This is a genomic window from Ralstonia sp. 110700041-2, assembly GCF_056280165.1.
Map to the genome: position 1 here is coordinate 168,412 of NZ_JBSFAI010000012.1, position 13,662 is coordinate 182,073.

Sequence of the window (13,662 nt, forward strand, 5' to 3'; positions counted from 1 at the left end):
GGCATCCTACGCGGATGTTTGTGTCAAAACAATAACTTAGACAGTTCCCTCGGCCGGTTGACCTTGCTTGAAACTGGTGCAGAAACCGGTGTTGGCATCACTTTTGTCTGATGTCCTCCGACGCGCCCATCGCCGAAGGCGCCAGTAATCGGAGTGCTGCCTCCCGCTGCAGTTTGGACTCCCGCACCATGGCCTTGACGTCGTCATAAAAGCGCGCCCAGTCGCCGCCATCACGGTGATACAGCGCCGTGAACGCCGGCACCCATTCCAGGTAGCTCGCGACTGCGCCCAGATGCGCGTTGGACAGCGGCTGCGCAAACCAGCGGTCGTAACCGGTATAACCGCCCCAGCTTGCTTTGAGCTTGGTGTAATCGGCCTGGAGGCTCGCGAAGATGGCGCGTTTTCCGGCGCGCTTCTCGTCGTCCGACACTGGGCTGGCATACAGCGCCTCAAGTCGGTTGCGATACTCCAGCAGCAGGGCGCGGAATTGTACGCGCCGGGCGTCGTACGTGGCGTATTCCGCGCGAATTTCCGGGGTGGCGGCATCCGCCAGCCAGCGTTCGACGCCAATGGTTTCCACGGCGGTGGCAAACGATTCGTTGAACGCGGTATCGCCCTTGGCGTAGACGACCTGGTGCGCCAGCTCATGAAAAATCAGCCGCGCCAGCTCACCTTCGGGCAGGCCGACGAAGGTGTTGAGCAGCGGGTCGTCGAAATAACCCAGTGTGGAATACGCAGGAATGCCGGCCACATCCACATCGAGGCCTTGGGCGCGCAAGGTGTCGGCGTAGGCCATGGCGGCGTTGCGATCGTAGTACCCGCGATACGTCACGCAGCCCACGACGAGAAAACACCATTCCTTGAGCTTGACCGACAGCTCCGGCGCCGCAAACACGTTCCACACCGCGAACGGACGCTTGAGATTGGCGTAGACGCGATAGCTGCCGTTGTCCGGCAGGCCCAGCTCGCGCGACGCATAGATGCGGATGCTGCGCGCATCTTCGAGCCGCTTGGCGAGCTTGTCGTTGTGAGCCTGCCGGGCGTTGTCGATCGCCTGGTCGATCGACTCGCGCTGCGCCATCAGCGAGAGATGTCCGCTGACCGACTGGTAGTAATAACCGACGGTGTCGCAGCCGGCCAGCAACGCCGAACCGGCAAGCGACAGCGCAAGGTACAGCGCGCGTGCGGCACGCATGATGGTTCCGTCAGGCGGCCTGTGCCAACGGCGCGACCTCGACCAGGCAATCGTAGAAGGTGGGCGCACGCCCCATGTCGGTCAGGCGCTGGCTGGTCAGCTCGTTGGCGTTGGTGCCGTCGGGCGCGAGCTTCTTCCACCAGATCGACAGGCCGACGACCACGCCGCGCCGCGCACGGTCGGTCACGCGGGCGCGCGCCTGCATGGTGCCGCGATCATTGAAGATGCGGACAAGCTCGCCGTCGACAACGCCGCGTGCATTCGCGTCGTCGGGGTGGATATCGAGATGCGGCTCGCCCTCGGTACTGCGCAGGCTGTCGACGTTGACGAAGGTCGAGTTCAGGAAGTTGCGCGCCGGCGGCGAGATCATCGACAGCGGATAACGCTTCGCCAGCTCAGGCGTGCTGATCGCCGACTCATGCGGCGGCACATAGCCGGGCAGCGGGTCAAGGCCGTCCTTGGCCATCTGCTCGGAATAGAACTCGCAGCGGCCCGACGGCGTGCGATAGCCGCCACGAGCCAGCGGCGCGGCGGGGTGCGCCAGCTTCTGCCAGCCCTCGCGCTTGAGCGTGGCCCAGTCGATGTGCGCGGCGGCCGGGTCGTCACGGCGCACGGCCTGGCTGGCGATGTCGTCGTCCGAGTCGGCAAAGCAGGCGTCGTCAAAACCCATGCGCCGGGCAATGCGACGGAAGATCTCCGTGTTCGGCAACGACTGCCCCATGGGCGCGATGGCAGCGTTGTTGGCCAGCACGTAGGTGTGACCATACGCCTTGTGCACATCGACATGTTCGAGCTGCGTGGTGGCGGGCAGGAGGATGTCGGCGTAGTCGGCGGTGTCAGTCTGGAAATGCTCCAGCACCACGGTGAAGAGGTCTTCGCGCGCAAAGCCGGCGGCGACCTTGCGCGAATCCGGCGCCACCGCCACGGGGTTGCTGTTGTAGACAACCACCGCCTCGACCTTTGGGCCAAACGACGCATCGCCCGGATGCAGCAGCGCATCGCCGATGGTGCTCATGTTGATCGTGCGGGGCAGCGCCGGCCAGCTCGGCAGCAGGTCAGGACGCTGCAGCTTCGCATTGTCGATGGGGAAGAAACCGGACGTCGATAGTTGCAGGCCGCCCGCTGCATCCCGCCACGCGCCCACCAGCGACGGCAGGCATGCGACCGCGCGCACGCCCTGCCCGCCGCCATGCGCGCGCTGCATGCCGTAGTTCAGGCGAATGGCCGCCGGCTGCTTGTCGCGCACGACGGTCGTGCCGTACAGCTTGGCGAGCCACTCGACATCCGCCGCGTCCACCCCACACAGCGTCGCCGCATATTCCGGCGTGTATTGCTGTGCGCGTTCACGGAGCGCCTCGAAACCGAGCGTGTGATTGGCGATGTAGTCGTGGTCGAGCAGGTCATCGCGGATCAACACGTGGATCATCGCCAGCGCCAGCGCCGCATCGGTACCAGGGCGCACCGCCAGATGGCGATGGCACTTCTCGGCCGTCAGCGAGCGATACGGATCGATGGCGACGAGCGTGGCGCCGCGCCGTTTGGCTTCCTGCGCGCGCGTCCAGAAATGCAGGTTCGATGCGATCGGATTGGCGCCCCAGATCAGGATCAGCTTGGCGTCCTGCACGTGCTCGATGTCCATGCCGAGGCTCGCGCCATACGTGTAGCGCAGCGCCGTTGCCCCGGCCGATGCGCAGATCGTGCGATCGAGCAGCGACGCTCCGAGCTTGTGGAAGAAGCGCGCGGCCATGCTTTCCCCCTGCACCAGGCCCATCGTGCCGGCGTAGCTGTACGGGAGGATGGCCTCCGGGTTGCGCGCGGCAATGTCCCCCAGACGCGTGGCGATGGTATCGATGGCCTCGCCCCACGAGATCGGTTCGAACTTGCCCTCGCCCTTGGCGCCCACGCGCTTCATCGGCGTCAGCAGACGGTTCGGGTGGTACGTGCGTTCTGCATACCGATTGACCTTGGTGCACAGCACGCCGGCAGTCGTCGGGTGGTCCGGGTCGCCCTGCACGCGGGTGGCGCGGCCGTCCTCGACGGTGACGAGCAAGGCGCAGGTGTCGGGGCAGTCGTGCGGGCAGGCGGCACGGATGACTTGGGTGGACATCAGGGGGCTCCGGAGTGGGTGGCGGCGGGTGCATGTCGGCGTTGTCGCACCGCCGCGAGTATCCGGAAATTGTAATCGCCTGCTAAGTGCTTCGCAGCGGCGTGGAGCCGCGCGTGACGAGCCGCCCCGTGAGCAGCACACGGCGCGTCGGCAAGGTGGGCTGCGCGAGGCGCTCCTGCAGCATCGCCATTGCCATGCGGCCGATGTCGTAGACCGGTTGCTCGATCACGGTGATGCCCGGGCCGGCGAGCTCCGTCCAGGGCTCGTTGTCAAAGCCCGCCACGGCAAGGTCGCGGGGCACGTCCAGCGAAAGCTGCCGCAACGCACGCAGCACGCCGAGCAGCGATTGCGCGTTACTCGCGACCAGCGCGTCGGGGCGATCACGTTCCGCGCCGGACAGCCACGCCAGCGTCTCGGCCTCCGCTGCCTCGGCGGTGGGCAGAATGAATCGCGCCTCGGCGGTGATGCCGCGGCGTGCCAGCGCCGTCGCGAATCCGGCCTGACGCTCAGCGCCCGTGCTGCTCGTCCGCCCGAACAGGCCGCCAATACGCCGGTAACCCTGCGCGGCGAGGTGCTCGGCCAGCGCTTGCGCCGCCTGCTGGTTGTCGAGCACGACGGCATCGGTGCCGCATGTGGGGCCGGCACGATCGATCAGCACGACCGGGTAGCCGAGGTCCACAGGTTGCTGGGCTTCGGCAATGCCGCGCGTTGGCGAGAGGATCACGCCGGTCACGCGCTCCTCTTCCATCAGGCGCAGGTACATCGCCTCCTTCTCGGGGTCTTCGTCGGAATTGCACAGGATGACGCGCAAGCCGGCGGCATAGGCCGCGTCTTCCACCGCCCGGCTGACGCTGGTGAAGAACGGGTTGCGGATGTCCGAGACGATCAGCCCGACGGTCTGCGCCTGCTGCGAGCGAAGCCGCCGCGCCGACAGGTTCGGCCGATACCCGGACGCCGCCACCGCCGCATCGACACGCCGGCGCAGTTCTGCGCTCACGGGGCCGCCGGCGAGCGCGCGTGACACCGTTGCCACCGACACCCCCGCCGCCGCCGCTACGTCCTTGATTCGAACCGTCATGCTGAAATCGTTTCCAAAGAAAGCGTCATCATAGCGAATGACCGCATTGCCTCCAATCTCCAGCTCTCCTAGGGAAAACCCCGTAAATACTGGGATGAGCGTCACTTTGTGTCGCGGCGCACATTGACACTCGAACTGTAATCGATTTCAATTCGCGATCATCGACGACACGCATGCCGCGCCTTGGAGCGCGGCAGCCGCAGGAGACCCCCGCCGCATGGCTTCCGCCCTGATCTGCGCCGAACGCATCCGTCTGCAGCAACGCGCCACCGACAAGGAAAGCGCCATCCGCGCTGCCGGCCAGTTGCTGGCCGACGCCGGCTGCATCGATCCGGCCTATATCGACAGCCTCCTGCGCCGCGAAACCGTGGCCAACACGTTTCTCGGCCACGGCGTCGCCATTCCGCACGGCATGGGCGAGGACCGCCACCTGATCCGCCAGACGGGCATTGCGGTGCTGCAGTTTCCTGACGGGCTGGAGTGGCACCCGGGCCAAACGACGCACCTGGTGTTTGCCATTGCCGCGCAGTCGGACGAACACATCACGCTGCTGCGCCGACTGACGCGGCTGCTGAATGACGACGCGCGCCTACGGCATCTCTTCACCACGCAGAATGCTGAAGAACTTGTTGCCGCGCTCTCCAGCGACGCACCCGCGCCCGCCGCCGACACACCTGGCACCGACCTCGCCGAGCAGCGCACCTTGACGCTGGAATACCCGAGCGGCCTGCACGCGCGCCCGGCTGCGCATTGGGTGGAAACCGCCCGCCGCTTTGCCGCGCGCGTGCAGGTTCGACATGGCGACGAAACCGCCGACGCGAAGAACCTCGTGGCGTTGCTGCAATTGGGCCTTGCGGTTGGCTCCAAGCTCACGCTCTCTGCGGAAGGCCCCGACGCCGGCGCCGCGCTCGACGCGCTGCTGCAGACCATTCGAGGTCTGACGGCGCAGGAACGTGCCCAGGCGGCGCGCGACACGCAGGCAGCCCGCACCCGACAGACCGCGCACGGCTGGCAAGCCGACGCGGCGTTGCCCACCATCGGCGGCATTGCGGCAAGTCCCGGGCTGGCGATCGGCCCCATCCACGTGCTCCAGCACGGCGCGTCGACCGTGCCTGATCACGCTGTCGCCCTGACCACCGGCGGCGATCTACTGGACCAGGCGCTGGCGAGCACGCGCGCCGAACTGGAAGCCCTGGCACGCAACACGGCCGCCCGCCTGGGGGAAGCCGAAGCAGGCATCTTTAAGGCGCAAGCCGAACTGCTGGGCGACACCGATCTCATGACGCTGACATGCCAGGCCATGGTCGAGGGCCACGGCGTGGCGTGGTCCTGGCATCAGGCCGTCGAACGCCTGGCCGAGCGGCTGGGCGCGCTCGGCAATCCGCTCCTGGCGGCACGCGCGGCCGACTTGCGCGACGTGGGACGGCGCGTGCTCGGCCATATCGACCCGTCGCTGCGCAGTGCAGCGCAAACGCTGCCCGAGAGCCCTTGCATCCTCGTGGCGGCGGACCTGTCGCCTTCGGATACGGCGGCGCTCGATACGCGACGCATCATCGGCATCGTCACCGCGCAAGGCGGTCCGACGTCGCACACGGCCATCCTGACGCGCACACTGGGCATCCCGGCCGTCGTGGCCGCCGGCCCAGCCGTGCTCGATGTGGCGACGGGCACGCAAGCCATCATCGACGGCACCGGCGGCCGTCTGGTGCTGGATCCCGATGACACCAGCATCGCGAGCGCCCGCGCCTGGCTGCGGGAAGACGCCGCACGCACGCAGCGCGAGGAGGCGGAGCGCGGCTTGCCCGCCCGCACGCGTGACGGCCACACGGTGGAGATCGCCGCCAACGTCAACCTGCCCGCACAGGCGGTCGAAGCCCTCTCGCTCGGCGCGGAGGGCGTGGGCCTGATGCGCACCGAATTCCTGTTCCTCGAACGCGATCACGCGCCCGACGAAGACACCCAATACGCTGTCTACGCCGACATGCTCAACGCCCTTGGCGGCCGCCCGTTGATCGTGCGCACGCTGGACATCGGCGGCGACAAGCAGGTCCCGCATCTGAACCTGCCGACGGAAGACAACCCGTTCCTCGGCGTGCGCGGTGCGCGCCTGCTACTGCGCCGCCCCGACCTCATGGAGCCGCAACTGCGTGCGCTCTATCGGGCCGCCCGCGATGCTGGCGAGGCGACTGCCCTGTCGATCATGTTTCCGATGATCACCTCATTGGAGGAGGTGACCGCCCTGCGCGCCGCGTGCGAGCGCATTCGCGCTGAACTCGACGCGCCGACGGTGCCGCTGGGCATCATGGTGGAAGTACCGGCCGCCGCACTGTTGGCCGATCGCCTGGCCGAGCACGTCGACTTCTTCTCCATCGGAACGAACGACCTCACGCAATACACGCTGGCGATCGATCGCCAGCATCCCGACCTCGCTGCCGAGGCCGACAGCCTGCACCCAACCGTGCTGCGCCTGATCCAGCACACAGTGCAGGGCGCCGCACGCCGCGGGCGCTGGGTCGGCGTATGCGGCGGCTTGGCGGGAGACCCGTTCGGCGCGCTGCTGCTCACAGGCCTTGGCGTGCATGAGCTGTCGATGAGCCCACGCGATATTGCGCCGGTCAAGGCGCGGCTACGCGAGGCGCACGTCCGTGCGCTGTCGCAACTCGCAGAACGCGCATTGGCCTGCGCTTCCGCCCAGGAGGTGCGCGACCTGGAAACCACGTTGCCGATGCAAGCCGGTGGCAAGGAGATGGCCGCATGAGCAGGCAGCCGCGCATCGTCACCGTCACGCTCAACCCGGCCATCGACATGACCATCGGCCTGGAGCGGCTTGAACGTGGCCGCGTCAACATCGGCCGCAGCGTCACGCAACAGGCCGGCGGCAAGGGCGTCAACGTGGCAGCCTGCCTGGCCGATTGGCAGGTACCGGTGATCGCCACGGGCCTCCTCGGCGACGCCAATGCCGAACTGTTCGAAGCGTTGTTTGCGCGCAAGGGCGTGCTCGACGGCTTCTGCCGCGTGCCCGGCACCAATCGCACCAACATCAAAATCAGCGACCAGGCAGACGGACAGACCACCGACATCAATCTGCCCGGCATTGACGCCACGCCCGCCGACTTCGACACGCTGTGCGAACGCATTGACGCGCTCTCCGACATTGCAGGCGCAGCGCTATGTGGCAGCCTGGCCGGCGGCTTGCAGTCCGATAGCTATGTGGAACTGCTGGCCCGGCTGAACCGCCGCGGCATCCCCACCTTGCTCGATACCAGCGGCGCACCGCTGGCGCGGGTGCTGGCGGCACCGCGCGAAGCCCTGCCGACGGCCATCAAGCCAAACCGGCACGAGCTGGAACTGTGGGCGGGGAGATTGCTGCCCACGTTGGCTGAAACGGTGGACGTGGCGCGCGCCATCCAGGCACGCGGCGTGGCGCAGGTCATCGTGTCGCTGGGCGAGGACGGCGCGCTGTTCGTCACGGCAGAAGGCACGTGGCAAGCGAGCCTGCCACCTGTACGCGCCGCCAGTACCGTCGGCGCGGGTGACGCCATGGTGGCCGGCGTGCTGGCCGGCTGGCATGCCGGAGCGGGCATGGAAGAAACCGTGCGTCTATCGGTGGCCTTCGCCGCGTGCAAGCTCCAGCGCCTGGGCCCGCACCTCCCGCCCCCGGGGCAGGTGCGCGAACGCGCGTCCGCCGTCCAGATGCAGCGCGTGGCCTGACGCCCGACCATCGCATCGCCACACGCTCAACGCATTCAAGGAGCCGATCATGGCAAACCTGCTGGCAATTCTCGGTGCAGACGGCCGCACCACCCGCGCGATGCTCGCCGGCGCAGCCCTGCGCCACGCGGCGCGCGAATCCGGCTGCAAGCTCGACGTCGACGTGCGCGGCCCCGACACCGTCTCGGTCGTCGACACGGCAGCGCTGGCCACCGCCGAGGCCGTCGTCTGGGCGGGCCTCGTGCCGGACGCAGCGGCTCGCCACGCCAATCCGCGCACGCTTGAAGTCACGCTCGACGAAGTACTCGCGGACGCTCGTGCCGTACTGGCCCGCATGATCGGCAACGCCCCGCCCGTTCCCAAAGCCGGCGCGCAAGCTCAACGCATCGTCGCCATCACTTCGTGCCCGACCGGCATTGCGCACACCTTCATGGCCGCCGAGGCGCTCACGCAGGCCGCCGGCGCGCTCGGTCACACGATCCACGTGGAAACGCAGGGTTCGGTGGGCGCACAGAACACGCTGTCGGCCGATGCCATCGCAACCGCAGACCTCGTGCTGATCGCCGCCGACACGCAAGTCGACCTGTCACGCTTTGCCGGCAAGCGCGTCTTCCGCGCCGGCACCAAGGCGGCCATCCACGATGGGCAGGCATTGATCCGCCGGGCCTTCGACGAAGCCTCGCTAGAAGGCGCGGGGACGGCGCAATTGGCGGGCACCGCGGCCGCCGCGGCTGAACAGCAGCGCACCGGCCCGTACAAGCACCTGATGACCGGCGTGTCGTTCATGCTGCCCTTCGTGGTGGCTGGGGGCATCCTGATTGCACTGGCGTTCGCCCTGGGCGGCATCTACGTGACGGACGCCTCGGCCAGCCACACGCTGGGCGGCGTGCTGTTCCAGATCGGAGCCAAGTCGGCGTTTGCCTTGATGGTGCCCGTGCTCGCCGGATACATCGCGTACTCGATCGCCAGCCGGCCCGGTATTGCCCCCGGGATGGTCGGCGGCATGCTGGCCGCCAGCCTGGGCGCCGGCTTTCTTGGCGGCATCGTGGCCGGTTTCGTCGCCGGCTATGGCACCGAGGCGCTCAACCGCTGGCTGAAGCTGCCGCGCAATCTTGAAGGGCTGAAACCGGTATTGATCCTGCCGGTGCTCGGCTGCCTGCTGACAGGCCTGGTGATGCTGTATGTGGTTGGCGCGCCGGTTGCCGCGTTGCTCGCCTCCCTCACGACTTGGCTGCGCGGCATGCAGGGTGCCAACGCGGTACCGCTGGGCGCGCTGCTGGGCGGCATGATGGCCTTCGACATGGGCGGTCCCATCAACAAGGCTGCGTATGCCTTCAGCACGGGGCTGATCGGCGCACAGGTCTACACGCCCATGGCGGCCACCATGGCCGCGGGCATGACGCCGCCGTTGGGCATCGCTCTGGCGGCATGGCTGTTCCCGTCGCGATTTACGCGAGACGAACGCCAGGCGGCGCGCGCCACCGCCGTGCTCGGCCTCGCCTTCATCAGCGAGGGCGCGATCCCGTATGCGGCCCGCGACCCGTTCCGCGTGATTCCCGCGCTCGTGGCGGGTTCGGCCTGCGCGGGCGCCCTTTCGATGCTGTTCGGCGTGGAACTGCGCGTGCCGCACGGCGGGGCGTTCGTGCTGCCGATTCCGAATGCGGTGACGCACCTGGGCGGCTATGTTGCAGCGCTGGTTACCGGCACCGTCGTCACCGCCGTGCTGCTGGCAGTGATGAAGCGGCGGGTGGCGGAAGCCGCCTGAAACGGCCCCGTGTGAAGGAAAGCCGTGCACATCGCGCGGCTTCTCTGTCTCAAAAACGCTCAAAAGCGACGCAACCGGCCCGATTCTGTTTGCCTCCCCTGCCCGTTTAGCTATGATGCCGAGCAAATCAACTCTCGGGGGAGAGCAATGCAATCTCGTAGAATCACCGCGCTGCTGGCCATGTTCGCAGCGGGCATCGTCGGCATCGCTTCGGGCGGCGCGCATGCCGAGACGGGCGTGACCAACGACGCGATCATCGTCGGCCAATCGGCGCCAATGAGCGGCCCGGCCGCAAAGCTTGGTCAGCAGATGAACCGCGGCGCCCAGTTGTACTTCAACGCCGTCAACGCCGCAGGTGGCATCAACGGACGCAAGATCGAATTGAAGGTGCTCGACGATTTCTACGAGCCCGATGCGACTGCCCGCAACACCAAGACGCTCATCGAAGACACCAAGGTCTTCGCCCTGTTTGGCTATGTCGGTACGCCGACCAGCCTGGCGGCGCTGAAGATCGCCAACCCGGCGGGCGTGCCGTTCTTTGCGCCGTACTCCGGCGCCTCGGCGCTGCGCGAGCCCTTCGCGCGCAATGTGTTCCACGTGCGCGCCAGCTACAACGATGAAACCGCCGCCATCGTCCAGCAGATCCACACCACGGGCCTCAAGCGCATTGCCGTCATCTATAACGACGACGCCTACGGCAAAGCGGGCCTTGACGGTGTACAGCGCGCGCTCAAGCTGCCGGCAAACAAGGGGGTGTCGCTCGTCGCGCAGGCCAGCGTCGTCCGCAACACCACCGACGTGAAGAGCGCGATCACCACAGTGCTCGAGCAGAAGCCGGATGTCGTCGTCGTCATCAGCGCATACCAGACCGTGGCAGCCCTCGTGAAGGGCGCACAAGAACAGGGGTATGCGGGCCAGTTCTACAACGTGTCGTTTGTCGGCACCAAGGCGCTCGCCAACGCACTCGGCAAGGCCGGCGGCGGCGTGATCATCTCTCAGGTGATGCCGTATCCGTATAGCGGCGCGTCACCCGTGGTTCGCGATTACCAGAAGCTGCTCAAATCGGATGGCATTACCGATTTCGACTACGGGAGCATCGAAGGCTACGTCGCTGCGCGCGTCTTTGTTGAAGGCCTCAAGCGTGCGGGCCGCGACCTGACCCGCGAGAAGTTCGTCGGGGCGCTGGAGACGATGGGCAACTACGACGTGGGTGGCTTCAACGTGAACTTCTCGCCCTCCAACCACGTCGGCTCCAAGTTCGTTGAGATGACGATCATCAACTCTAACGGGCAAGTGATCCGCTGAACGCGCATCCCTAAAAAAAGAAACCGGGCCAGGTGCCCGGTTTTTTTACATTCAAGCCGGCTGCAACTGCGGCTGCCGTTGTGCGAGCCGCCGCATGAACGCTTCGCACTGCGCGATCTGCGCAAGTTCGATGTACTCGTTAGGCTTGTGCGCCTGCTCGATATTGCCCGGACCACACACCACAGTCGGAATGCCCGCGTGCGTGAACAGTCCCGCTTCGGTCCCGTAGTCGACCTTGCCAACCGCACTCCGGCTATCGGCCAGCGCTTGCGCCAGCGCCACCAGCTCGTGCGAGGGCGCAATCGACAGGCCCGGCGTGTTGGCCTTCATGGCGAAGCTGATGTCAGCGTCGGCAGAAATTTCACGCATCTGCGGCAGCAGCGTCTGCTGCGCATAGCGCTCGACCTCGGCGAACAGCCAATCCGGATCGATGCCCGGCAGATAGCGGAAATCGAAGGTGAATTCGCAATCGCGCGGCACCACGTTGGTGGCGATACCACCTTTGATCGTGCCTGTATTCAGCGTCGTATGCGGCACGACAAAGGCGGTGTCGCGCGCCTCTTCCGCCGCCAGACGCGCAGCCAGCGAGCGGATATGCGCGATCAGCAGCGCCGCAAACTCGATCGCATTCACGCCCTGCGGCGTCAACGCGGAATGCGCTTCCTTGCCGCGCACGCAGCATCGGTATTCACGCTTACCCTTGTGCGCAATGATGGCGCGCATCGACGTGGGTTCGCCAACGATGCAACCGGCGGGCTGAATGCCGCTCGCCTCGAGATCACGCAGCAGACTGCGCACGCCGACGCAGCCGATCTCTTCGTCATACGACAGCGAAAGATGAAAGCTGGCGCCGCCCTCCGCCGCCATGAAGCCGGGCACATTCGCGAGCGCCACGGCAATGAAGCTCTTCATGTCGGCGGTGCCGCGCCCGTACAGGCTGCCGTCACGGATCTGCGCATCAAACGGGTTCGTATCCCACGGCTGCCCATCGACGGGCACCACATCGGTATGCCCAGACAACACCAGCCCCGGCTTGCGGCCTGGCGATAGCGTCGCGAACAGATTTGCCTTACCGCCCGTCGCGTCATAGGTCAGACGACAGTCCGCGCCCTGCCCGCGCAAGCGATCGCGCACCCACTCGATCAATCCAAGATTCGAATTGCGGCTAACGGTATCGAATGCCACCAGCGTGCGGATCAATTGCAGAACTTCGTCGGAAGGTTGCGATGCAACAGCGATGGCTTCAGCAGACATGATGGGCTCGGGTCGGTCTCGTGGTGCTCGCGCGAGCGCGACGGGCAACTGACTAGGGCGGCGCGCGGTCAATTGACAGACGTCCAGTGTAGGCGTTTCGGCCGTTCGGCTTCGTCTGTATGTGAGAGCGCACAAGTCACCGCATGACGAATCCATACGGAACTGCATGGGCGGGCCAAGCAATTGGCTGATGGCGGGTCGAAAATCGCCCTTCGGCGTATCATCGAATGCGATTCCGAACTTTCAGCCAGAACGCGAGCATCCTCATGAAGCTGATCCCAGAAATCCAAGCCGCGCAGCCCGAGATCCAGGCGCTGCGCCGCGACATCCACGCACATCCCGAACTCTGTTTCGAAGAACAGCGCACCTCCGATCTGGTCGCCGCCAAGCTCGCCGAGTGGGGTATCGAAGTGCATCGCGGCCTGGGCAAGACTGGCCTAGTCGGTGTTATCCGCAACGGTGAAGGCAAGAGTATCGGCCTACGCGCCGATATGGATGCTCTGCCGCTTGCGGAGGCTAACCAATTCGAGCATCGCTCCAAGCACGACGGCAAGATGCACGCGTGCGGCCACGACGGTCACACCGCAATGCTGCTCGGCGCCGCACATTACCTGTCCAAGCACCGCAATTTCAGCGGCACGGTAAACCTGATCTTCCAACCCGCTGAAGAAGGCGGCGGCGGCGCACGCGAGATGATAAAGGATGGCCTGTTCGATCGATTCCCGAGCGACGCCGTCTTTGGGCTGCACAACTGGCCGGGGGTGCCGGTCGGCGCCTTCGGTACGCGCGCAGGCGCGCTGATGGCATCGAGCAACGAGTTCCGCATCACGATCAAGGGAAAGGGGGCACACGCCGCGCTGCCGCATAACGGCAACGATCCGGTATTCGTTGGAGCGCAGGTGGTATCGGCGTTGCAAGGCATCATCACGCGCAACAAGCGGCCGATCGACACCGCGGTTCTGTCCGTCACACAGTTCCATGCCGGCGATGCGACCAACATCATTCCGAACGAAGCCTGGATCGGGGGCACGGTACGCACCTTCTCCACCGAAGTCCTCGACTTGATCGAGCGCCGCATGGAAGAGGTCTCTAAGGGCATCGCCGCCGCATACGATTGCACGGTCGACTTCGTCTTCCACCGCAACTATCCCCCGGTAATGCCCCCGTTTTCCACAGTCGGCAGAAGTAGAAACTAAGCGGCCATGGCCAGCCGCTGCTTCGGGGTAAAGCCGCCCAATGCCATATTT

Annotated in this window: 8 protein-coding genes and 1 pseudogene; 5 read left to right on the forward strand and 4 right to left on the reverse strand. The window is 66.2% G+C overall.

Annotated features, from left to right (window positions below; all coding sequences use genetic code 11):
• Nucleotides 1–97: 97 nt before the first annotated feature.
• The 3 genes from ACUXH0_RS18530 to ACUXH0_RS18540 all read right to left on the reverse strand — a co-directional run bounded on the left by ACUXH0_RS18530 (nt 98) and on the right by ACUXH0_RS18540 (nt 4,380).
• Entirely contained in the window at nt 98–1,195 is a 1,098-nt protein-coding gene (locus ACUXH0_RS18530; protein WP_012436479.1) for an aminopeptidase, read from the reverse strand.
• A gap of 10 nt (nt 1,196–1,205) precedes the next feature.
• Entirely contained in the window at nt 1,206–3,302 is a 2,097-nt protein-coding gene (locus ACUXH0_RS18535; protein ID WP_012436480.1) for a molybdopterin-containing oxidoreductase family protein, read from the reverse strand.
• A gap of 82 nt (nt 3,303–3,384) precedes the next feature.
• Nucleotides 3,385–4,380 (reverse strand): LacI family DNA-binding transcriptional regulator, encoded by a 996-nt coding sequence (locus tag ACUXH0_RS18540; RefSeq protein ID WP_004633104.1) that lies wholly within the window; start codon nt 4,378–4,380, stop codon nt 3,385–3,387.
• A 217-nt stretch (nt 4,381–4,597) separates the two neighbouring features.
• Here ACUXH0_RS18540 and ptsP point away from each other — a divergent pair, with 217 nt between their 5' ends.
• From ptsP to ACUXH0_RS18560, 4 genes are all read left to right on the forward strand, one after another.
• Entirely contained in the window at nt 4,598–7,138 is a 2,541-nt protein-coding gene (gene ptsP, locus ACUXH0_RS18545; protein WP_012436481.1) for a phosphoenolpyruvate--protein phosphotransferase, read from the forward strand.
• The gene (gene pfkB, locus ACUXH0_RS18550; protein ID WP_012436482.1) at nt 7,135–8,091 is read left to right on the forward strand and encodes a 1-phosphofructokinase; all 957 of its coding nucleotides are present in this window, start codon (nt 7,135–7,137) and stop codon (nt 8,089–8,091) included. The genes ptsP and pfkB overlap by 4 nt, the downstream gene beginning before the upstream one ends.
• Nucleotides 8,092–8,140: 49 nt before the next feature.
• Nucleotides 8,141–9,856, forward strand: a complete 1,716-nt coding sequence (locus ACUXH0_RS18555) for a PTS fructose transporter subunit IIC (protein WP_182594467.1) — start codon at nt 8,141–8,143, stop codon at nt 9,854–9,856.
• Nucleotides 9,857–10,003: 147 nt separating this feature from the next.
• Nucleotides 10,004–11,161 (forward strand): ABC transporter substrate-binding protein, encoded by a 1,158-nt coding sequence (locus ACUXH0_RS18560; RefSeq protein WP_004633112.1) that lies wholly within the window; start codon nt 10,004–10,006, stop codon nt 11,159–11,161.
• Nucleotides 11,162–11,212: 51 nt separating this feature from the next.
• On the opposite strand, the gene argE is transcribed toward ACUXH0_RS18560, so the two are convergent.
• Nucleotides 11,213–12,415, reverse strand: coding sequence for an acetylornithine deacetylase (gene argE, locus ACUXH0_RS18565; protein ID WP_012436484.1), 1,203 nt, complete (start codon nt 12,413–12,415; stop codon nt 11,213–11,215).
• 266 nt (nt 12,416–12,681) lie between these two features.
• Between argE and ACUXH0_RS18570 the strand changes: the two are divergent.
• Nucleotides 12,682–13,575: pseudogene (locus ACUXH0_RS18570) on the forward strand (amidohydrolase); the annotation flags it as partial.
• Nucleotides 13,576–13,662 lie beyond the last annotated feature (87 nt).

Excerpts from the sequence above, each read along its gene's own strand:
- ACUXH0_RS18535 (WP_012436480.1), bottom strand. The coding sequence starts at position 3,302 with ATGTCCACCCAAGTCATCCGTGCCGCCTGCCCGCACGACTGCCCCGAC.
- ACUXH0_RS18540 (WP_004633104.1), bottom strand. The coding sequence starts at position 4,380 with ATGACGGTTCGAATCAAGGACGTAGCGGCGGCGGCGGGGGTGTCGGTG.
- pfkB (WP_012436482.1), top strand. The coding sequence starts at position 7,135 with ATGAGCAGGCAGCCGCGCATCGTCACCGTCACGCTCAACCCGGCCATC.
- ACUXH0_RS18560 (WP_004633112.1), top strand. The coding sequence starts at position 10,004 with ATGCAATCTCGTAGAATCACCGCGCTGCTGGCCATGTTCGCAGCGGGC.
- ACUXH0_RS18530 (WP_012436479.1), bottom strand. The coding sequence starts at position 1,195 with ATGCGTGCCGCACGCGCGCTGTACCTTGCGCTGTCGCTTGCCGGTTCG.
- ptsP (WP_012436481.1), top strand. The coding sequence starts at position 4,598 with ATGGCTTCCGCCCTGATCTGCGCCGAACGCATCCGTCTGCAGCAACGC.
- ACUXH0_RS18555 (WP_182594467.1), top strand. The coding sequence starts at position 8,141 with ATGGCAAACCTGCTGGCAATTCTCGGTGCAGACGGCCGCACCACCCGC.
- argE (WP_012436484.1), bottom strand. The coding sequence starts at position 12,415 with ATGTCTGCTGAAGCCATCGCTGTTGCATCGCAACCTTCCGACGAAGTT.